This is a genomic window from Streptococcus suis (assembly GCF_002964575.1).
GTDB lineage: Bacteria > Bacillota > Bacilli > Lactobacillales > Streptococcaceae > Streptococcus > Streptococcus suis_R.
On sequence record NZ_POQQ01000040.1, the window covers coordinates 143,611 to 162,997 of the forward strand.

At 42.9% G+C, this 19,387-nt stretch carries 20 protein-coding genes; 9 read left to right on the plus strand and 11 right to left on the minus strand.

Annotated elements, in window-relative coordinates:
* Positions 1-77: 77 nt before the first annotated feature.
* From C1E58_RS04140 to C1E58_RS04160, 5 genes are all read right to left on the minus strand, one after another.
* Positions 78-1,010: a DUF2817 domain-containing protein gene (locus C1E58_RS04140; protein ID WP_105209453.1), complete on the minus strand. Its 933-nt coding sequence runs from the start codon at positions 1,008-1,010 to the stop codon at positions 78-80.
* 2 nt (positions 1,011-1,012) lie between these two features.
* Positions 1,013-1,756 (minus strand): ABC transporter ATP-binding protein, encoded by a 744-nt coding sequence (locus C1E58_RS04145; protein WP_105209454.1) that lies wholly within the window; start codon positions 1,754-1,756, stop codon positions 1,013-1,015.
* Positions 1,757-1,771: 15 nt separating this feature from the next.
* Complete coding sequence (locus C1E58_RS04150; protein ID WP_105209455.1) at positions 1,772-2,539, minus strand: ATP-binding cassette domain-containing protein; 768 nt, start codon at positions 2,537-2,539, stop codon at positions 1,772-1,774.
* 3 nt (positions 2,540-2,542) lie between these two features.
* Positions 2,543-4,072 (minus strand): ABC transporter substrate-binding protein, encoded by a 1,530-nt coding sequence (locus tag C1E58_RS04155; RefSeq protein WP_105209456.1) that lies wholly within the window; start codon positions 4,070-4,072, stop codon positions 2,543-2,545.
* Positions 4,073-4,309: 237 nt separating this feature from the next.
* Positions 4,310-5,053, minus strand: a complete 744-nt coding sequence (locus C1E58_RS04160) for a lysophospholipid acyltransferase family protein (RefSeq protein ID WP_105209457.1) — start codon at positions 5,051-5,053, stop codon at positions 4,310-4,312.
* A gap of 145 nt (positions 5,054-5,198) precedes the next feature.
* Here C1E58_RS04160 and C1E58_RS04165 point away from each other — a divergent pair, with 145 nt between their 5' ends.
* Positions 5,199-6,644, plus strand: a complete 1,446-nt coding sequence (locus C1E58_RS04165) for a UDP-N-acetylmuramoyl-L-alanyl-D-glutamate--L-lysine ligase (RefSeq protein WP_105209458.1) — start codon at positions 5,199-5,201, stop codon at positions 6,642-6,644.
* Between the two features lie 46 nt (positions 6,645-6,690).
* On the opposite strand, the gene C1E58_RS04170 is transcribed toward C1E58_RS04165, so the two are convergent.
* The gene (locus C1E58_RS04170) at positions 6,691-7,056 is read right to left on the minus strand and encodes a hypothetical protein (RefSeq protein WP_105113301.1); all 366 of its coding nucleotides are present in this window, start codon (positions 7,054-7,056) and stop codon (positions 6,691-6,693) included.
* Positions 7,057-7,263: 207 nt separating this feature from the next.
* Here C1E58_RS04170 and C1E58_RS04175 point away from each other — a divergent pair, with 207 nt between their 5' ends.
* The 4 genes from C1E58_RS04175 to C1E58_RS04190 are packed head-to-tail and all read left to right on the plus strand — an operon-like array spanning position 7,264 to position 11,024.
* A complete protein-coding gene (locus tag C1E58_RS04175; protein ID WP_105209459.1) occupies positions 7,264-8,049 on the plus strand; it encodes an ABC transporter ATP-binding protein in 786 nt (261 codons plus the stop codon).
* 23 nt (positions 8,050-8,072) lie between these two features.
* Positions 8,073-8,987 carry an iron-hydroxamate ABC transporter substrate-binding protein gene (locus C1E58_RS04180; protein ID WP_105209460.1) on the plus strand — a complete coding sequence of 305 codons (915 nt, stop codon included), beginning with the start codon at positions 8,073-8,075 and terminating at the stop codon, positions 8,985-8,987.
* Between the two features lie 13 nt (positions 8,988-9,000).
* Positions 9,001-10,050 carry a FecCD family ABC transporter permease gene (locus tag C1E58_RS04185; protein WP_105209461.1) on the plus strand — a complete coding sequence of 350 codons (1,050 nt, stop codon included), beginning with the start codon at positions 9,001-9,003 and terminating at the stop codon, positions 10,048-10,050.
* Positions 10,047-11,024, plus strand: a complete 978-nt coding sequence (locus tag C1E58_RS04190; RefSeq protein WP_105209462.1) for a FecCD family ABC transporter permease — start codon at positions 10,047-10,049, stop codon at positions 11,022-11,024. Before C1E58_RS04185 ends, C1E58_RS04190 begins: the two co-directional genes overlap by 4 nt.
* An 18-nt stretch (positions 11,025-11,042) precedes the next feature.
* On the opposite strand, the gene C1E58_RS04195 is transcribed toward C1E58_RS04190, so the two are convergent.
* On the minus strand, positions 11,043-11,522 hold the full coding sequence (locus C1E58_RS04195; protein WP_105209463.1) for a glutathione peroxidase: 480 nt from the start codon (positions 11,520-11,522) through the stop codon (positions 11,043-11,045).
* Positions 11,523-11,535: 13 nt separating this feature from the next.
* Positions 11,536-12,252 carry a pseudouridine synthase gene (locus tag C1E58_RS04200; RefSeq protein ID WP_105209464.1) on the minus strand — a complete coding sequence of 239 codons (717 nt, stop codon included), beginning with the start codon at positions 12,250-12,252 and terminating at the stop codon, positions 11,536-11,538.
* A 128-nt stretch (positions 12,253-12,380) separates the two neighbouring features.
* On the opposite strand from C1E58_RS04200, the gene C1E58_RS04205 reads away from it, so the two are divergent.
* Complete coding sequence (locus C1E58_RS04205) at positions 12,381-13,343, plus strand: glutathione S-transferase family protein (RefSeq protein ID WP_105209465.1); 963 nt, start codon at positions 12,381-12,383, stop codon at positions 13,341-13,343.
* A gap of 247 nt (positions 13,344-13,590) precedes the next feature.
* Here C1E58_RS04205 and C1E58_RS04210 read toward each other — a convergent pair whose 3' ends face one another.
* Positions 13,591-14,298: a glucosamine-6-phosphate deaminase gene (locus C1E58_RS04210; RefSeq protein ID WP_105209466.1), complete on the minus strand. Its 708-nt coding sequence runs from the start codon at positions 14,296-14,298 to the stop codon at positions 13,591-13,593.
* A gap of 181 nt (positions 14,299-14,479) precedes the next feature.
* On the opposite strand from C1E58_RS04210, the gene C1E58_RS12190 reads away from it, so the two are divergent.
* From C1E58_RS12190 to C1E58_RS04225, 3 genes are all read left to right on the plus strand, one after another.
* Entirely contained in the window at positions 14,480-14,647 is a 168-nt protein-coding gene (locus C1E58_RS12190; RefSeq protein WP_193441735.1) for a hypothetical protein, read from the plus strand.
* A 9-nt stretch (positions 14,648-14,656) separates the two neighbouring features.
* The gene (gene queA / locus C1E58_RS04220; protein ID WP_105209468.1) at positions 14,657-15,685 is read left to right on the plus strand and encodes a tRNA preQ1(34) S-adenosylmethionine ribosyltransferase-isomerase QueA; all 1,029 of its coding nucleotides are present in this window, start codon (positions 14,657-14,659) and stop codon (positions 15,683-15,685) included.
* Between the two features lie 83 nt (positions 15,686-15,768).
* On the plus strand, positions 15,769-16,242 hold the full coding sequence (locus C1E58_RS04225; RefSeq protein WP_105118366.1) for an arginine repressor: 474 nt from the start codon (positions 15,769-15,771) through the stop codon (positions 16,240-16,242).
* Positions 16,243-16,301: 59 nt separating this feature from the next.
* Here C1E58_RS04225 and C1E58_RS04230 read toward each other — a convergent pair whose 3' ends face one another.
* Positions 16,302-17,642: a dipeptidase gene (locus C1E58_RS04230; RefSeq protein ID WP_105209469.1), complete on the minus strand. Its 1,341-nt coding sequence runs from the start codon at positions 17,640-17,642 to the stop codon at positions 16,302-16,304.
* A gap of 116 nt (positions 17,643-17,758) precedes the next feature.
* Positions 17,759-19,264: a YfcC family protein gene (locus C1E58_RS04235; RefSeq protein WP_105113463.1), complete on the minus strand. Its 1,506-nt coding sequence runs from the start codon at positions 19,262-19,264 to the stop codon at positions 17,759-17,761.
* Positions 19,265-19,387: the final 123 nt, after the last annotated feature.

The window sequence follows — 19,387 nt, forward strand, 5'->3', positions numbered from 1 at the left end:
CTCAATCACATAAACTGATATAGACAGTCATCTACAAACGCTGATGCAGCTGTTTCAATTTATTGATGAGTTGCGAACTAGTAAGCAATGGTTATCAAAGACTCTCCTCTACCGGTGATTAGATTTGCCTTCTGATAAAGGACAGTCCCCGATTCTAAGGCAAAAAAATCCTCCAATACTTCCCCATGTATGGTATGTAGCTGACCGATAAACTGACCTTTTTCAACCCTATCTCCAGGTTTTACAAAGCAGAACCAGCAAGCTAAATAACTGCTACTAAATGAATAATATTTTTTGTAATAAACCTGCTGTGTCTGATCAGATTCTTTCTCTTCAAAAATATATTCCAGCAACTGAAGCAAAGAAACTTTCATCTTTTGAATATCTTCTGGCAAACAAGTTCCACTATCTCCTTGCTCTATTAGAATACTGGGTATTTTATAGTCAATAGCTGCTGCCTGATAAAGTCCCCCTACATTCGAAGAAGCAAAAATAATTGGACTTCCACTTACTTGGGCAAGTCGTTCAGAAGCTTGAATAGTCGCCATATCTCCTAGTAGAGAATAATAAACATGAGGCGTTAGAAGTTCCTCTTTATTCCCTCCATGTAAATCTAAGAGATAATCAACATGAGGTAGCAACTTTTCCCTAAAAACCTGCTTTATTTGATAGCTCACGGTCTGATAACAGTTAGTATCCTGAAATATCCGATTGAGGTTTACCCTATCTTCTGGTACCAGAGTCGTTATTTTTTGATAAAAGCCTGTCAGATTTACTGCATGAAAAAGCAAGACAGACCCCTCGAATTGTTTCGCCTCAATGTCCTTTACTACAGACATACTGGTTTTCATTCCCACATATTCACAACCATGTATGCCTGCTGTAATCAAAACCAAGGGATGACTCTCTCTTCCTTTTATCAATGTATAGGGGATCGAATACTCATCCGTAATAGGCATATAAGCCCTAACCAGTGTGTGACTGGGAGTATTTTCTATAAGTTCAATCATCACTAAAATCTTCCATAGGCTTCCAAAAGCAACTGAGTATAACTAGTCTGAGGGTGATTGACCAAGGTCAAGGTATCTGCCTGTTCAATGATTTGACCATCTTTTAAAACAATAATCTGCTCACAAAACTGGCTGACCAGGGCAATATCATGACCGATAAAAAGAAAAGCGGCATCATGCTTTTCTTTTATTTCTCCCAATAACTTCATAATATCCGCCTGAATGGTCACATCCAAGGCACTGGTCACTTCATCACAAATGATAAGCGAGGGATGCAGTAACAAGGCTCTGGCAATACTGGCACGCTGACACTCACCACCACTTAATTGATGGGGAAATTGATAAAGATGCTGTTCTCTTAATCCAACTTCTGAAACTGCTCTTACCAAGACATCTATTTTTTGCTCACCAGGAAACAGCTTAAAATTATCAATGACCTCCTCTAAACTTTCCTTAATTGTCCTCTTAGGATGAAAATACTCCTGAGGATTTTGAGGAATATACTGTACCGCCCTATAGAATTCCTTAGGTGAAAATGTTTGGAAAGATCGATCTAGTAATTGAACATCCCCCTCTTGAATGGTCAGTAATTGACAAATAAGCTGAGCAATGGTGCTTTTTCCACTACCGCTTTCACCAACCAATCCAAGTGCACGCCCAGAAAACAACTCAAAGCTGATATTTTTTATACCTACATCTTTTTTATAAAAGTATGTTAGATTGTGACATTGTAAAATACGCTTCATTTTCTACACCTGCTTCTATACTGTTCTTATAGTTGGAATGGCATCCAGTAACTTTCTTGTATAGGTTTCTTGTGGTTTAGACAAAACCTCACCTGTCTTTCCAGTTTCAACAATCTTGCCATCCTTCATCACAACCAATCTTTCTGAAATATCCTTGGCAACGCTCATATCATGAGTGACAATCAGCAGGGACACCCCTTCATTTTGATGCAATCGTTTTAAAAGATTGACTAATGTTTTTTTATTTAAAGCATCTAGGGCACTGGTCGGCTCATCTGCCAAGAGTAACTTAGGTCTTGCTACCAAGGCAAGCGCTATTCCTATCCGTTGCATCTGTCCCCCACTAAATTCAAAGGGATACTTATTGATGATTTCATTGCTATAAGGCAAGTCTACCAAGGCAAAACATTCTTCTAAGGTTCGCAAATCAGTCCTATACTTGCTGTAGGTCTGATACAAATCTCTATAATGTGATTTTATGGTTCGTTTTTCATTAAAACTTAGTGTAGCATTCTGGGTAATCCAAGCAATATCAATACCAATAAAAGGCAACTCTTGCCTTTTATTGGTTAATTCGATTGTCTGGTCCTCAAACTGAATATGCCCAGCCGTCTGCCTTAAATTTGCAAGAGGAAGAGCTAGGATACCCTTGATTAAGGTTGTCTTACCACTCCCACTTTCACCAACAATCGCTACACTTTCTCCACTTTTCAAGTGAAGAGTTATTCCTTGCAGAATATCATTTGTTGGAGATGAGATGGTTAACTGGTTGATCTGTAACATCTTCTATTCCTTCACAATCTGATTTGTTACATGATAGTAATCGGTTGCGTGAGATTCAAATCCCTGAATATTGTTGTTCATGACAAGTGCTACTTTGAAATGACCAATGTAGGTAAAGATATAATCCTCATCTACCAATTTTTGAATTTGTTTACTCAATTCACTACGCGTTGCTTGGTCAGGCTCTACCTGTAACTGATCAATAAGGCTATCTACTGCTGGATTTGAATAGTGGGCAATATTGGCAGATCCGTTAGTATAAAAGACACTCTTGTAATAAGCATATGGATCACCGATCGGTGCCGCAACAACGGTATAGGTTAAGACATCGTATTTATTCTCAGAAACCGCCGTAGTCGGTTTATCCACAGTAATGACCTCCGAATCAATACCAACTTCCTTTAATTGTTGTTGATAGGCTTGAACGGATAAAGGCATTTCTGCAAGACGGTTATATGTAATCAAATCTAACTTGATATTTTGACCATTTGCCTCTCTTAGTCCATCACCATTTGTATCTTTATAGCCAGCTTCATCCAATAATTGTACTGCTTTCTCTACATTGTATTCATGAACACTTGTTCCCAAGGCAAATTCAAAATTATTAGGAAAGGCTGTATCTGCCACCTTAGCTGCTCCTTTAAATAAGGAGGACGTATAGGTTTCCTTGTCCACTAAACTATCAAGGGCTTGGCGGAATGTTTTATCTTGACCTTCTGGTTGTTCCAAGTTATAGCTAAATTGAACATATCTTGAACCCTCAACTTCACTGGTTTTAAAATTGGTACTATCTGATTTGAAGGTTTCTAAGTTAGCATACGGCAAGCCATAAACAGCATCTACTTCACCTGATTTGAGCGCAGCGGCAATGGCTGTTGCATCTGTAAAATACTTAATATTTATGTTCGTTGTTTTTGGTTTTCCTGCCCAATATCCCTCGTAGGCTTCTAATTCAACACCGCTTTCAGGTATATATTTCATCATTTTATAAGGTCCTGTTGCCACTGGTCCTTGTTTGGCTATTGGCTCTGCAGCAACATCTATAATGACTGAATAGGGTTCTGCCAATAGATTGGCCATAATCGGTTGTCTTTGCTCTGTTTTTATAATAACTGTTTGACCATCTGCACTGATAGACACAATCCCCAAGTCTGCCTTGGCACGATCGCTTTTAGAAATAAGATACTCTAGCGACTCCTTTACCTTCTGCCCTGTCATTTTTTCACCATTTTGGAAGGTAATGTTATCCTTTAAGGTAATTTTCCACTCTACATCACTGACTGATTCGATTTTTTCAGCTAACCAAGGTTCTACTTGTAAATCGTTGTTCAATTTGAACAAGGTTTCCCCCACACCATAACGGACTGTGAACCAGCCATTATAATCTTCAGCAGGATGGATATTAGCTGGCAATTGTGAATAACCAATATTGATAGTGGTATTGGTTCCACCTGGACTTGTTTGAGTAGGTACGCATGCTCCCAAGGTCAAGGCAGCCATTCCCATCAGCAACAGTTTTTTATAATGTTTCATCACAAAAACTCCTTATATGTAGATATTTATATATTATAAATATAGTATATCAATTTCTCCAGAAATGTAAAGAGCATAAAAAATTTTTTTGTTAATTTTTTCAATTATTTCTAATCATTAGAATGACTATTCTTAAGAGCATGCTCGGTGTTGTTGAAAGCAAAACACATGTGCACAATTAAGGGCTTTGCCTAAAATGATTGCAAACAAAAAACCCGCAAAAGCGAGTTTAAAAATTTACTTATCGAGTTTAGTACTTGGTTGCCAGAAGAAGCTGGCAATATAGCTAAAGACATAGGTCAGGCCCAAGATAAGGGCAACCAGTATCAGAACTGGAATACGATAGATATAGGTCAAGATATTTGGTTTCTTCTTGGTTTGGAAAGAGGCAGCAAGGTCATCTAATCGCTTGAATTCCACCTCGATTCGGCTAGTTACTTCTGCTGTACCTGCATCATCCATACGCTTGATGTCCGAAACATCGATAGGATTTCCAAAAACCACATCGATTCGCTCACCAGCTAAGAGCCCCTTGATAGTCATGGGACCCACATAGGTGGCTGGCATGAGTTTGACCTTGGCAGACTTGGCAATAACCGCCACACCACCTTTTAATTCAGAGGAATGACGGCTACCAGATGGGAACATAACAAGCGAACGGTCACTTTTTTTCAACATGTTAACTGGATACTTAATGGCTGCCATACCAGGATTTTCACGGTCAATGGGAAAGGCTCCACATTTTGAAATCCACCAGCCAAAACCGCGGTCCTTGAAAAGTTCTTTTTTGGCCATAAAGATGAACTGCTTAGGAGCAGCTGCGTAGCCCAGAAAGACTGGATCCCAGAAGGTTTTGTGCGGAGCGATAAGAATATAATTTTCCTCCTGCGGCAAAATATTTTCTCTGTCATGGTAATGAATATTACCATTGATGGCCCACAACAAGAATGTTAATAGCGTTCGTAGATAAGAATAAAACATAGACTTCTCCTTTTTCAATCCCTCCTATTATAGCATAAATTTGTTTCAGGAAGAAATGTCATATGTAATCATTTTAACAATCAAAAAGCCTTTATTTACAAAGTCCAGACTTGTAAAAACCACTAGATAGGTTTACAATAGAAACATGATTACAATTGAACGAGTATTAGACACCTTAAAAGCGGATGACAACTTCCGCCAGATCAAACAAAATAATCAGACTGACAGCACTTGGACAGATGTCCAGTTCGACGCTCTCAGCTATGACAGCCGAACGGTCAGCCCTACGACCCTCTTTTTTGCCAAGGGTTTGGCCTTTAAGAAGGAATTTTTGGAAAAGGCTATTGAAAACGGACTTGCTTTTTATGTGTCTGAAATCGACCATGCAGTCGGTATTCCTGCCATTCTGGTCAAGGACATCAAGCAGGCAATGAGCTTGATTGCCATGGAATTTCATGGTCATCCCCAGAAAAAGCTCAAACTTTTGGCCTTCACCGGCACCAAGGGTAAGACAACCTCGGCTTATTTTGCCTTTAACATTCTCAACATCAACCACAAGCCTGCCATGCTTTCGACCATGAACACTACCCTGGACGGCAAAACCTTCTTCAAATCTGCCCTGACCACTCCTGAAAGTCTGGACCTAATTGCCATGATGGCGGAGGCGGTTCAAAACGGCATGACCCACCTGATTATGGAAGTGTCCAGCCAGGCCTATCTGGTCAAGCGGGTTTACGGGCTGACCTTTGATGTCGGCGTCTTCCTCAACATCAGCCCCGACCACATTGGGCCCATTGAGCACCCGACATTTGAGGACTATTTCTACCACAAGCGTCTTTTGATGGACAATAGCAGAGCAGTTATTGTCAATGCTGGCATGGACCATTTTGAAGTGGTGAAAGAGCAAGTCATCTCCAAAGACCATGACTTTTATGGACCGACTTCTGAAAATGAAATCACCCAGTCAGCAGGTTTTGACTTCACAGCGACCGGCAAATTAGCTGGCCACTATGACATCCAACTGATCGGTGGCTTCAACCAAGAAAATGCCATCGCAGCTGGACTGGCCTGTCTCCGCTTGGGTGCAAGTCTGGAAGACATTCACACAGGAATTGCCCAAACCAATGTCCCTGGCCGTATGGAAGTCCTGACTCAACAAAACGGAGCCAAGGTTTTTGTAGACTACGCCCACAACGGTGACAGTGTGAAAAAGCTAATCGATGTCGTCTTGGAACACCAGACAGGCAAGGTGATTTTAATTCTGGGAGCTCCTGGCAATAAGGGAGAAAGTCGCCGCAAGGACTTCGGTCTGCTGCTCAATGACTATCCGCAGATTGAGGTGATTCTGACAGCTGATGACCCCAACCGTGAGGACCCTGCTGAAATTGCCCAGCAAATCCGCGCCCACATGACCCGACCAAGTGAGTTCATCTTAGACCGCGAAGAAGCCATTCGCACAGCTATGAGCCAAACTGCTACTTCTCAAGATGCCGTCATCATTGCAGGCAAGGGAGCTGATGCCTACCAGATTGTCAATGACCAGCGTCAAGACTATGCAGGCGACCTTGAAATCGCTAAAAAATATCGATAAACCCAAAACAAGCCATCGTTCCCTTTGGAGCGATGGCTTGTTTCAGTCATTCTGACAATTTCTTATTAACTAGCAAATAATGGCGAACAAGGTAAAGAGTAAGCAAGACCAACAAATAGAAGAAGACCATCTTATTGGGCACTGCAAAACCAACTATTCCACTGTCACGCAGAAGGCTGCTAGTCAGTCCCCCTAAAAAAGTGACTAGCAAAAATCTCTTCCTACTTGGTTTGTGAAAGAAGGGCAGGTACACAATGGGAAGGAGAAACAACTGGAGGAAAAAGAGGCTATAGTCTTTGTCATGGACAAACTGGATCAGGCTTGTCAGCACCAACAGCATACTAGATATACAAAGGGCACTCAATAGATAGCTATCCAATAGACTTCTATCTTCTCGCCATAGGCTATTCATAGAACATTCCTCCTATATCTTATTTCTATAGATATTATAACATTATAGAAAATACTAAACAAATATAATTCTGCTTCCGCCCAGCATTCCCCTGTGCTTAGTTAGCATTTTTATAATCATTCTTATTAGATTAAAATTGTCAGAAAAATCTTTGTTTATCCTAAAAACTATGATATAATGGATTTCAATGTGAGTAAAGGAGGGTGTATGGCTACCATATCAGCCAAGGATTTGGTCGTTTCTTATGGGAAAAAATCAATCCTAGCAGACCTATCGATAGACTTTCCTACTGGAAAAATCACCAGTATTATCGGTGCCAATGGCTGTGGAAAATCCACGCTACTAAAGGCTCTCAGCCGTATTTTACCAGCTGAAAAGGGAGCGGTCTTTTTGGATGGAAAAGACATGCAACAAATTCCGACAAAGGAGATTGCTAAACAGTTGGCCCTACTCCCACAGGTACAGGAAAGTTTGGACGGGATTCGAGTCTATGATTTGGTTTCTTATGGCCGCTTTCCTCACCAGCATGCCTTTGGCAGACTGACGGACCTCGATAGAGAAAAAATTGACTGGGCTTTGGAAGTGACGCAAACCATGGAATTCGCTCAAGTATCTGTCCAATCCCTATCAGGTGGGCAGCGGCAACGGGTTTGGATAGCTATGGCCTTGGCACAAGATACGGATACCATCTTTTTAGATGAACCGACCACCTATCTGGATATGCAGCATCAACTAGAAGTCTTGCAGTTACTGAGGAAACTCAATCAAGAAAACGGCAAAACCATTGTCATGGTCCTGCATGACATCAACCACGCTGCCCGCTTCTCTGATTGCCTCATTGCCATGAAAGATGGACAGGTCCTTCATAAAGGAAGCGTAGATGAGGTTATCACTGTTGAACATCTGCGACAAATCTTTGGTATTGAAGCAGAAATTCTGCCTGCCAGTCACTATGGTTATCCCATTCTAGCCACCTACACTCGCACACCATGATCGATTAACATAAAGGAGTTTTTATGAAAAAGTTTCTACTTTCTCTCAGTCTTGTTTTGTCAGTCCTTGTCTTGACTGCCTGCTCTGCTATTTCCCAAAAGGAAAGCCAAACAGCCCTTTCGAGCATGCCCACTATCGAGGGAGTTGCCTACTATGGAGACATTCCTGCTCAGCCTAAAAAGGTGGTCAGCCTCAACTTTGCTAACACTGGTTATTTGTTACAGCTGGGCTTTGATGTGGTCGGTGCGACTTCCTACGACTTGGAAAATCCAGCCTTTGCTGAAAAATTAAGCGATGCTACTGCTGTTACTAGCGAGGATTTGGAAGCTATCGCTGCGCTGGAACCAGACCTTATCGTGACTGGCTCGACAGATGAAAAAATCGAACAGCTTGCTGAGATTGCTCCTACCATTTCCCTTGAATATGGCAAGCATACTTATGCTGAAACCTTGACAGTCTTTGGTCAAATTTTTGGACAAGAAGCCGCTGTTGAAGAATGGCAAACTACTTGGAAAGAGAATGTTGCAAGTGCTGCCAAGGAAATTAAGGCTAAAACAGGCGACAATGCAACCTTTACCATCATGGGCTATCTTGGTCAAGACCTCTACCTCTTCGGTAATAACTGGGGACGTGGTGGAGAGATTATTTACCAAGAACTAGCTTATACCGCTCCTCAAAAAGTCAAGGATGAAGTCTTCGGTCCAGGTTTCCTTGCTGTGTCACAGGAAGTTTTGCCAGACTACGCAGGGGACTACATTATCTTGGCTGTTGAAGACGAAAGTGTTGCCGCAGGTCTATTGAACAGCGATTTGTGGAAAAACCTTCCAGCTGTTCAAAACAATCGTGTCATCAAGGTAGATAGCAAGGCCTTCTACTTCAACGACCCGATTTCACTTGAGTATCAACTGAACATTCTCAAGGAAGCTATCACAAAATAAGGATTGATTCTCTATGTTTTTGAAACACTTGGAGAGAAAAAATGGGGAAGAGGTTGCAGCTAACTTCAAGGTTAGCCTATCGCCTTCCCCTCTTTTTTTCCTCCTGCTCTTTCTTCTCTTGCTGGGTTCTTACTGGGGATTTCGTTTGGGAGCTATTTCTTACTCTCATGACCAAATCCTCTCCGTCTTAAAAAATCCCTTGCGTCAGTCAAAACTTCAAGATGTTCTAATTGAATTGCGCTTACCTCGGATTTTGGCGGCAGGGCTGGTTGGGGCAAGTCTTGCGACCTCTGGAACTATCATGAAGGCCGTGACGCGTAATCGCTTGGCAGACCCTGGGCTACTGGGAATTCCTGCTGGAGCTGGGCTCTTTCTGATTTTGAAAATGGTCTTCTGGCCCCATTCTTCTGAGCTCCTTAGTATTCTTGCCTGTTTAGTGGGAGCTGCTTGCTCAGCTAGCTTAGTCATCTTTCTCAGCCAAGAAAAAAAGCATTCTAAAGGTCCACTCCAACTTATTTTAGCAGGTATCATGGTCACTGCTCTCACGCAAGCCTTGGGACAGGGAATAGCTCTATTATATGATTTGTCCAACCACATTGTTGGTCTTGAAGCAGGTAGCCTGACCAACATTAGCTGGAATAGTTTATACTGGTTAGCCCCTCTTATTTTACTGGGGCTGCTACTTGCACAAGTTTTTGCCCATTCTTTGACCATTCTGAGTTTGGATGATACAGTGGCTACTGCCTTGGGACAAGATACTCATAAGATGACCATCTTCTTCCTGGCCATCGTTGTACTCTTGTCAGCTTCTTCTGTCGCCTTAGTTGGTTCCCTATCCTTTATCGGACTTATTATCCCCAACCTCTTGACTTCCATGCTTCCAAAAGATTACCGTTATATCTTACCCTTTTCATCCTTGGCTGGAGCTGGTTTTCTAATCTGGCTGGATTTGATTAGTCGAACCCTCCATCCACCTTATGAAACTCCCTTGAGCAGTTTGATTAGCTTTGTCGGACTTCCAATCTTTCTCTGGCTCATTCGAAAGGGGGAATTTCAAGCATGAAGAAAAAGGATATTCTGCTCTTGCTTTTACTCCTTCTGACCGTCCTTTCCTTGCTCTCCCTAATAATAGGCTACAGTAAACTTGGGCTGACAGATTTATTCGCAACCTTAAGCGGACAGGCAAACACAGCGACCCAGTTGATTTTCTGGAAAATCCGCCTGCCACGTCTTTTGGTTTCCATTCTAGCTGGTGGTGCTCTGGCAGTTAGTGGACATTTATTTCAGACATTGACAAGAAATGCCTTGGCAGATTCTGGCATTCTGGGTGTCAATGCGGGGGCAGGGCTCTTGCTGACGCTTGCACTGACATGGAACGTAACTTTTCCACTTTCGCAGCCAGTTCTGGCTCTTACAGGGGGATTTCTAGCAACTGGCTTGGTCTATTTACTGGCTTATAAAAAGGGCCGAGGGATAGAACCGACGCGACTGGTCCTAACTGGTGTTGGTCTGGCTAGCCTGTTTTCCAGCAGTATGATTAGCCTCATGGTCCGGTTTGACCGCTACAAGTTGGAAAACATTATCGGTTGGTTAACAGGGAGATATGTCGGAGATGACTGGCAAACCATCAGTCTTGTCGGTCCAGCCCTGCTTGTCCTCTGCTTGCTGAGCTTCATTCGTTTCTCCAGACTAAATATTCTGCAATTAGAAGCCAGCCTGGGAACTGGTTTGGGTCTAAATAGGCAGAAAGAAAGCCTGATGGTCATTTTAATAGCAACAAGCCTAGCCAGTCTTAGTTCCCTACTGGTTGGTAATACTGCCTTTGTCGGCCTACTGGCTGGTCATTTGGCCAAACAAATAGTTGGTAAACAACATCAAGTCAGCCTACCCACTGCCTTTCTGATTGGAAGTATCCTGATGGTTCTTGCTGACATGGTCGCCCGTTCCTTCTTGGTCGGTACAGGTATACCAACTGGTTTGGTACTTACCATAATTGGAGCGCCCTATTTTCTATTCTTATTAAAACAAGAAGGCTAGATTTCTCCAGCCTTCTTCTTACTTTTCCAAATAAAGTTCAATGTCCTCTTTCAGTTTTAATGGACTAGTCGTTGGTAAATAGCGTTTGACCACGCGCCCCTGTCTATCGACCAAAAACTTGGTAAAATTCCATTCAATTCGACCTCCTAATAAGGTTGATTTTTCTTTCTTGAGATAGCGATAAAGCGGACTAGCTTCTACACCGTTTACAGCCACTTTTGCAAATCGTGGGAAACTTGTTCCATAGTTCAAACTGCAGGTCTGATTGATTTCTTCAGCAGAACCAGGTGCCTGATTTAAAAATTGATTGCAAGGAAAATCCAGTACCACAAATCCTTTGTCTTTATAGCTATCATAGAGCTCCTGTAATTCCTTGTATTGAGGAGCTAATCCACAGCCTGTTGCCGTATTGACAATCAAAAGTACTTGTCCTTGATAGTCAGCCATGGACTGGTCTGTCCCATCTTGTTTTTGTACTGTAAAATCATAAATACTCATCATTTTCCCTCCTCTAGTCAAAATAAGTGAGTAGATGGTCCATTTCATTGGGACTAAGTTGTCTGTATGCACCTCGTTCCAAATCCCCCAGCTCAAATCCTCCAAAGGAAATCCGCTTGAGATAGGTGACCTTGACACCATAGGCTAAAAACATCTTCTTGACCTGATGAAACTTGCCTTCTGCCAACTTGATGGTCGCTCTGCTATGGCCCAAAGAAGCCTCCAAAACAGTCAAATCTGCGGGCTGGCAACGGGTGCCGTCCAAAAAGGTAACGCCTGAAGCAAAGAATGTCGGGGCATCCTGACCCAAGGGGCCGTTGACCTCCACATAGTAGACCTTGTCTACATGGTGACTAGGATGGAGCATGCGGTTGCCAAGTGGACCGTTGTTGGTGATGAGCACTAGACCTTCGGTGTCCCTGTCCAAGCGACCGACAGGATAGAGCCCGTCTGCCCTATCCTCTGGTGAAATCAGGTCGATGACAGTCTGGTGGTCCTTATCAGACACGGCAGAAACGACACCAGCAGGCTTATGGAGCAGATAATAACGACTACCCTCCTGCTCAACCCTCTTACCAGCTACCATGATTTCTTGCAGGCCTGGGTCAACAATCTGACTGAGACTTTGAGCAACTAGCCCGTTAATCTTGATGTGTTGGGCCTTAAATAATTTTTTTACTTGCTTGCGGGAGCCAATTTTTGCCTTTTCTAAACACTTATCCAATCTCATAGCACTATTCTAGCATAAAACATCTGACTTGACTTTGTTTTAAAATCTTTTATAATACTAATTAGTGATATAAAGAAAGAACTCAACTAATTATCGGGTGATTTCCTAGTAAAGAAAAGGAGAACGTTATGGGACTTTTACAAGATGGCAAATGGTTGGACCAATGGTATGACACCAAGTCAACAGGCGGTAAGTTTGTCCGTACTGTCACACAATTTCGCAACTGGATTACACCAGACGGTCAGGCTGGTCCAACAGGAAACGGCGGTTTCAAGGCAGAATCTGGTCGTTACCACCTCTACATTTCCTTGGCTTGTCCTTGGGCCAGTCGGACCTTGATCATGCGAAAACTGAAAGGCTTGGAAGAACACATCTCGCTTTCTATCGTCCATCCGCTCATGTTAGAAAATGGTTGGACCTTCGCAGACGGTCCTGGTGTGATCAAGGACCCAATTTTTAACAGCGACTATCTCTATCAAGTTTACTTGAAAGCAGATGCTAATTACACTGGTCGAGTAACGGTTCCTGTTCTCTGGGACAAAGAAACCAATACCATTGTCAGCAATGAATCGGCTGAAATCATGCGCATGTTCAATACTGCCTTCAATGACATTACAGGCAACTACGATGACTACTATCCAGAACACCTACAAGCTGAGATTGATGCCATGAATGATTTTGTCTATCCCAACATCAACAACGGTGTCTACAAGGCAGGTTTTTCAACCAACCAGAAAGTTTATGAGAAAGAAGTCAACAATCTCTTTGCTGCCTTGGATAAATTGGAAGAGCATTTGGCAGATAAGGACTATCTGGTGGGCAATCAGCTGACAGAGGCTGATATTCGCCTCTTTACTACCTTAGTGCGATTTGACCCTGTCTATTTTGGACATTTTAAGTGCAATATCAAGGCCTTGGTTGACTTTCCAAATCTGTGGGACTATACCAAGCGACTTTATAATCATGCTGGTATTGCGGAAACGGTTGACTTCGACCATATCAAGCAACATTACTATGGTAGCCACAAGACCATTAACCCAACAGGTATTGTCCCAGTTGGCCCTGACTTAGACTGGACACTTGAAAACTAGAGACATATATGTTATAATCATTGTGCTTAAAAGTTCGGTAAAGTTAAGCATAAAGTAAAACACCCATGGTTGGCCGCCATGGGTGTTTTACTTTATGCTTGCTCAAGGCACGCAGGCTAAGTTAACTGTCGCATTTGTCCGCTTATGGGATTAGCCATTCCGAAATCACGTTTGCTAATATGGATACTAGCAAGTTGGAAGAAAATAAGAAAACCGACTGCCTAAAAAGGTGGCCGGTTTTTAACTCTTATTTTGTCAATTTACTTGCTGCGGCTTCGTCAATGATGAGAACGACGTCATCGTGGTTTTGGAGGACACTTGCTGGAACTTCCTCCGTCACGGTACCTTCCACTGTCGCCTTAATGGCGTCAGCTTTTTCAGGACCATAAGCCATGAGGACAATGGTCTTGGCTGCCATAATATTGGCGATGCCCATGGAGATTGCCTGCTTAGGCACTTCCTCTGGATCCGCAAAGAAGCGAGCGTTGGCTTCGATGGTTGATGGCGCCAAATCCACAACGCGGGCAACTCCGTCAAAGGAAGCCCCTGGCTCATTAAAGCCGATATGACCATTGCGACCGATACCTAGAATTTGGAAATCAACAGGATGCTCTTCCAAAATAGCATTGTAGCGCACCAACTCCGCATCAAGATCAGTAGCTAAACCGTTTGGCAAATGGTTTTCCTTGAATGGTTTAGCAGTAAAAAGATGCTCTTTCATAAAATAGACATAGGACTGGTCACTGTCTTCACCCAAACCAACATACTCATCCAGATTCACAGATGTCACCTCAGAAAAATCCAGATCACTTTCACGAACCTGCTTGTAAAATTCGATCGGGCTGGAACCTGTAGCCAAACCCAGAACCTGCGCACCATCTGCTAATTTCTGCTTGAGAATATCAAAGGCAATAGCTGCCCCTTCCACTTGATTCTTCACGATATGAACTTTCATTCTTATTTCTCCTTTTTGGTATAGACCGATTTTATAAACCTATTATATGGTATAGACCAATTTTTGTCAAGCTTATCACATTATATTTTTCAATAAAAATTAGTATAATAAATTAGAAAATTATTTCTCATTCCTTTTCGTTCGTCAAGACTTAGGGATGCAACTATGGTATAATAAAGGTATGACAACTGTACTTATATACCTATTTTTTCTCGGTATTCTCAACTGCCTAGCAGGCTATCTTATTACCAATTCAAGAACATTGAAAATCGTATTTTTCACGATTGGACTTCCCTTGGTCTTGCTTCCATTTGGCCTACTCTTCTATTTTATTACCATTTTTTCATAAGGAGAACACATGAATACCGCAGATTTTGATTTTGAATTACCAGAGGAACTGATTGCCCAAGTTCCACTTGAAAAACGCGACAGCTCAAAACTACTCATTCTCGACCGCCAGCAGAAAACCATGGTCGATAGCCACTTCGACCACATCATTGACCAGCTAAATCCTGGGGATGCTCTGGTCATGAACAACACGCGCGTGCTCCCTGCCCGCCTCTATGGCTACAAGCCCGAAACCAAGGGTCATGTGGAGCTTTTACTTTTGAAAAATACCCAAGGTGACCAGTGGGAAGTGCTTGCTAAACCAGCAAAACGCCTGAAAGTCGGCACCACAGTTGCCTTTGGTGACGGCAGACTAACCGCCACTATTGTAGAAGAATTAGAACACGGTGGGAGAATTGTGGAATTTACCTATGAAGGTATCTTCCTAGAAGTCTTAGAAAGTCTGGGCGAAATGCCACTTCCGCCTTACATCCATGAAAAATTAGAAGACCGTGAACGCTATCAAACAGTCTATGCCAAAGAAAATGGTTCTGCCGCCGCACCGACCGCCGGCCTTCATTTCACCCAAGAACTACTAGAAAAAATTGAAGCCAAGGGTGTCAAGCTAGTCTATTTGACCCTTCATGTTGGTCTAGGTACCTTCCGACCAGTTTCCGTTGACAATCTTGACCAACATGAAATGCACTCCGAATTCTATAACCTATCCGCCGATGCAGCTCAAACGCTCAATCAGGTCAAAGACCAGGGCGGTCGGATTGTTGCAGTTGGTACCACATCCATTCGCACCCTGGAAACCATCGGAAATAAATTCGATGGTCGCTTAGAAGCTGATTCTGGCTGGACCAATATTTTTATCAAACCTGGTTACCAATTCCGCATCATCGATGCCTTTTCAACCAACTTCCATCTACCAAAATCAACCTTGGTTATGTTGGTATCTGCCTTTGCAGGTCGAGAATTCGTCTTAGATGCCTATAAACACGCTGTTGAAGAAGGCTACCGCTTCTTCAGTTTTGGAGATGCTATGTTTCTTCAATAGCGACACTTTCCTTGTCCATGGCCAATCCAGTCAAGACTTTCTGATGAATTTTCCATGTACAACCATATTTGTAGGAGGTTCCTATGAACAAGATTGAAAGTCGTCACCAATTGATTTTGTCCTTGGTTATGGAGAAAAAAATCCATACCCAACAAGAACTACAAGAACTCCTCAATTTGAACGGTGTAACTGTCACCCAGTCCACCCTATCCCGCGACATTAAGATGCTCAATTTGGTCAAGGTCAATGAAGATGATTCTTCTCATTATGTCATCAATCCCATTGCTCCAAGTCGCTGGGAAAAACGCCTTCGGCTCTATATGGAGGATGCCTTGGTCATGCTCAAGCCTGTTCAGCATCAGGTCATCTTGAAAGCCCTGCCTGGTCTGGCCAATTCCTTTGGCTCTATTTTGGATGCAATGGAAATCCCTGAAATCATCGCGACAGTTTGTGGCGATGATGTCTGCTTGATTATCTGTGAGGATAATGAAAGTGCCCAGTCTTGTTTTGAGTACCTCAAACAGTATGCTCCTCCTTTCTTCTTTAGCAAGGCTTGATTAGAAAGCTGTCGAATAAAAGAAATGTTCTCAGACCAAACAATCTGAGAACATTTCTTTTATTCCGCCGCCAAACGATAAATAGCTTCCGCGTAAATGTCCATTGTTTTGTACAAATCTTTCAATGGCATGCGTTCATTTTCCTGGTGTTCCGTCTGCTCTGTGTCAGGGAAACAAGCTCCAAAGGCCACACAGTTTGGCATGGTTCGAGCAAAAGTCGCTCCCCCAGATGAGATAGGCTGGCTGTCCAGATCTCCTGTTTTATCCTGATAGACGGACATAAGCGTTGATACCAACTGGCTATCTAGTGGGACGTACAAGGAAGCAAGGTAGTCGTACTCCTCATAGGTCAAGCCACAGGAATGCGCTTTAGCTTGTAATGTAGTAACTAGAGCCTCCTTATCCGCAGTTACAGGAATACGAATATCCAATCGAATTTCTGATTTCTTGGCATGGATGGTCAGACCCGCAATATTGAAACTCAAGGTACCTGACGGCTCGTCGGTTACATCGCCAAACAGCTTGAAGCCTGTGGCATCTTCACCGATAGCATGGACAATAAAGTTTAAAGTCGGATGGTCTTCAAATTTGTCCAAGGCCTTGGCCAAACGTACGATGGCATTAACCCCCTCAGCAGCATCCTTGGCGTGCCGCGAAATACCCAGAACGGTCACTTGGTCATCATTGCTTTCATAATCAAAGCCCAGCTGGTCCAACTCTGCCATGACCCCAGCTAATAAGTGACCTGAGTAACTAGCCTTGGCAGGTACTACGTTATAGGCAGTTCCTGCATCAATACTCAGACAAGAGTGACCTGGTCCATGCAATTTGGCCTGGAGCAAGCCTTTTTCAGCATAAGTCAAAGGGAAGGAAGAATCCGGTGCAAAGCCCATGGTCGCTACTTCTTCTTTTTGATTGTAGCGATTCATACAGCGCCAAAGTGTTTCTTCATCGGTACCAAAAATAAAGCGAATACGTTTGGTAAAAGTGATACCTGCATCCATCAAAGCCTTGACCGCAAAGAGGGCTGCCATAGATGGTCCCTTATCGTCTTGAACACCGCGACCAATCAGGAAGCCATCTTTTACGACTGCTTCAAATGGCGGTGTATTCCATTGCTTGAGATCACCAGCAGGTACGACATCCAAATGACAGAGAACAGCCAGCAAGTCTTTCCCCTGACCAATTTCTGCATAGCCATAATAGCCTTCTGGATCCAGATAGGTAGTAAAGCCCATCTTCTCAGTCATGGCTAGGGTGTGTTCCAAGACATCCTGAATAGCCTGACCAAATGGTGTGTCAGCCTGATGTTCATGTAGGACAGACGGAAAAGCCACCAAATCTTTAATAGCCTGGACACACTCTTCCTGATGAGTAGTTTGAATAAAACTTGTTTCCATTGTTACTCCTTTCAACAGATTAAACTATTGTTCTTACTAATTCCATTCTATCACAAAAGGAAAAACTGAGCCAGATTTCATCTGCTTCAAAGATAGAAACTGACCCAGATTTTCGATTAGAAGAATGTCGCAATGACAAGGATAGCGATTGAGGCAAGGACGATAGCTGCAATCAATTTACCAACAAACTTGTACCAAGTACCGATTTCCACACGACCAAGAGCCAAGGCACCCATTACGATACCTGATGTAGGAGCAACCAAGTTCAATACACCAGAAGCTGCTTGGAAGGCTGTGATAATCAAATGAGCTGGTACATTGACAAATTCGCCTAGAGGTGCCATGATACCCATTGATGCGCCTGCAAGACCAGATGTGGATGGAATCAAGAAGGACATCGGTAAGTAGAAGAGATAGGTCAAAATAATGAAGACCTGTGAAGATAGACCTTGTAAACCAACTTCGCCCCAATGTAGAATGGTCGCCGTAATCATACCATCATTCATAATCACTTGAATACCACGCGCCACTGCACAGATAAGGGCAACGCTGAGCAAGTCCGCAGCACCATTCATAAAGGCCTTGACAAGACGCGCTTCATCCATGCCATAGACCACACCGACCAAGACACCTGCTACTGCAAAAAGCATAGCTCCTTCAGGGAAGTACCACCAGCCAAATGGATAGGTTGAGCTACCAATGACTTGACCGATACCTGGCAAGCCAAGCAACCAAGTATTGAAATCAGCAAAGACAGAGACACCCAAGTCTTCCCAAGGAATAAAGCTACAAATCATGACAACAAAGGTCAACACAAATACCCAAAGAACACGTTTTTGAGCAGGGGTTAAGACAGCATTTACTTCTTCTTTTGAAGTATTGACATTGAAGTGGGCCATATCTGCTTCACGTTGTTTGTAAACAAGTGATTTAGTCGGGTCCTTTTGCACTTTTTCAGCATAGTTAGCAACGAACCAAACGCCCAAGCCCAAAATGACGATAAAGAAGATAATCCGCCAAATCATACCATCTGCCAAAGACACACCTGCCGCATCAGAAGCAACACCTGTCGCAAATGGGTTTACAGTAGAAGCCAAACAGCCGATTTGAGAACCAAGTAAGATAATAGCCACACCAGTGATACTGTCAAAACCAACCGCCATCATAACTGGAACTAGCAGTGGGAAGAAGGCCATGGTTTCCTCACCCATACCATAGGTGGAGCCACCCAAGGCAAACAAAGGCATGAGAATGTAAATCAACATTTTTTCACGGCCTTTGAAACGTTTCACGATAGAGGCAATCCCTACATCAAGCGCGCCCGTTTCATTGACCACACCCAAGAAGGAACCAACCATCAGGATGAAGAAGGCAACGTCGATAGCCTTGCTGGTATCACCGTGACCCAACATAGCCCGAACAGGTGCCATCAAAATATCCCAAATCCCCTGCGGATTTTGAGCTACAGCCTGATAGGTGCCTGTGATAAATTTCCCAGCTTCGTCTTTCTCATACTGACCAGCTGGAATAATCCATGTCATAACTGCCATAAAGGCAATAATGAGCATCAAAATAGAATACGACGAAGGCATTTTAAAGCCTTTTTTCACTTTTTCGCTCATCGCAAAAACCTCCTATAATATTTTTAAAGTAATCTTGTATCCGAAATGACCGTATCAAATATCCACCTATCTTCAAGAGATGTCTATCTCCTTCAGTCTATTATCTGAAATCATTGCTTATAG

What these genes read in the sequence shown, in the direction of transcription:
- C1E58_RS04140 (WP_105209453.1), bottom strand. Translation starts at nt 1,010, where the DNA reads ATGATTGAACTTATAGAAAATACTCCCAGTCACACACTGGTTAGGGCT.
- C1E58_RS04145 (WP_105209454.1), bottom strand. Translation starts at nt 1,756, where the DNA reads ATGAAGCGTATTTTACAATGTCACAATCTAACATACTTTTATAAAAAA.
- C1E58_RS04150 (WP_105209455.1), bottom strand. Translation starts at nt 2,539, where the DNA reads ATGTTACAGATCAACCAGTTAACCATCTCATCTCCAACAAATGATATT.
- C1E58_RS04155 (WP_105209456.1), bottom strand. Translation starts at nt 4,072, where the DNA reads ATGAAACATTATAAAAAACTGTTGCTGATGGGAATGGCTGCCTTGACC.
- C1E58_RS04160 (WP_105209457.1), bottom strand. Translation starts at nt 5,053, where the DNA reads ATGTTTTATTCTTATCTACGAACGCTATTAACATTCTTGTTGTGGGCC.
- C1E58_RS04165 (WP_105209458.1), top strand. Translation starts at nt 5,199, where the DNA reads ATGATTACAATTGAACGAGTATTAGACACCTTAAAAGCGGATGACAAC.
- C1E58_RS04170 (WP_105113301.1), bottom strand. Translation starts at nt 7,056, where the DNA reads ATGAATAGCCTATGGCGAGAAGATAGAAGTCTATTGGATAGCTATCTA.
- C1E58_RS04175 (WP_105209459.1), top strand. Translation starts at nt 7,264, where the DNA reads ATGGCTACCATATCAGCCAAGGATTTGGTCGTTTCTTATGGGAAAAAA.
- C1E58_RS04180 (WP_105209460.1), top strand. Translation starts at nt 8,073, where the DNA reads ATGAAAAAGTTTCTACTTTCTCTCAGTCTTGTTTTGTCAGTCCTTGTC.
- C1E58_RS04185 (WP_105209461.1), top strand. Translation starts at nt 9,001, where the DNA reads ATGTTTTTGAAACACTTGGAGAGAAAAAATGGGGAAGAGGTTGCAGCT.
- C1E58_RS04190 (WP_105209462.1), top strand. Translation starts at nt 10,047, where the DNA reads ATGAAGAAAAAGGATATTCTGCTCTTGCTTTTACTCCTTCTGACCGTC.
- C1E58_RS04195 (WP_105209463.1), bottom strand. Translation starts at nt 11,522, where the DNA reads ATGAGTATTTATGATTTTACAGTACAAAAACAAGATGGGACAGACCAG.
- C1E58_RS04200 (WP_105209464.1), bottom strand. Translation starts at nt 12,252, where the DNA reads ATGAGATTGGATAAGTGTTTAGAAAAGGCAAAAATTGGCTCCCGCAAG.
- C1E58_RS04205 (WP_105209465.1), top strand. Translation starts at nt 12,381, where the DNA reads ATGGGACTTTTACAAGATGGCAAATGGTTGGACCAATGGTATGACACC.
- C1E58_RS04210 (WP_105209466.1), bottom strand. Translation starts at nt 14,298, where the DNA reads ATGAAAGTTCATATCGTGAAGAATCAAGTGGAAGGGGCAGCTATTGCC.
- C1E58_RS12190 (WP_193441735.1), top strand. Translation starts at nt 14,480, where the DNA reads ATGACAACTGTACTTATATACCTATTTTTTCTCGGTATTCTCAACTGC.
- queA (WP_105209468.1), top strand. Translation starts at nt 14,657, where the DNA reads ATGAATACCGCAGATTTTGATTTTGAATTACCAGAGGAACTGATTGCC.
- C1E58_RS04225 (WP_105118366.1), top strand. Translation starts at nt 15,769, where the DNA reads ATGAACAAGATTGAAAGTCGTCACCAATTGATTTTGTCCTTGGTTATG.
- C1E58_RS04230 (WP_105209469.1), bottom strand. Translation starts at nt 17,642, where the DNA reads ATGGAAACAAGTTTTATTCAAACTACTCATCAGGAAGAGTGTGTCCAG.
- C1E58_RS04235 (WP_105113463.1), bottom strand. Translation starts at nt 19,264, where the DNA reads ATGAGCGAAAAAGTGAAAAAAGGCTTTAAAATGCCTTCGTCGTATTCT.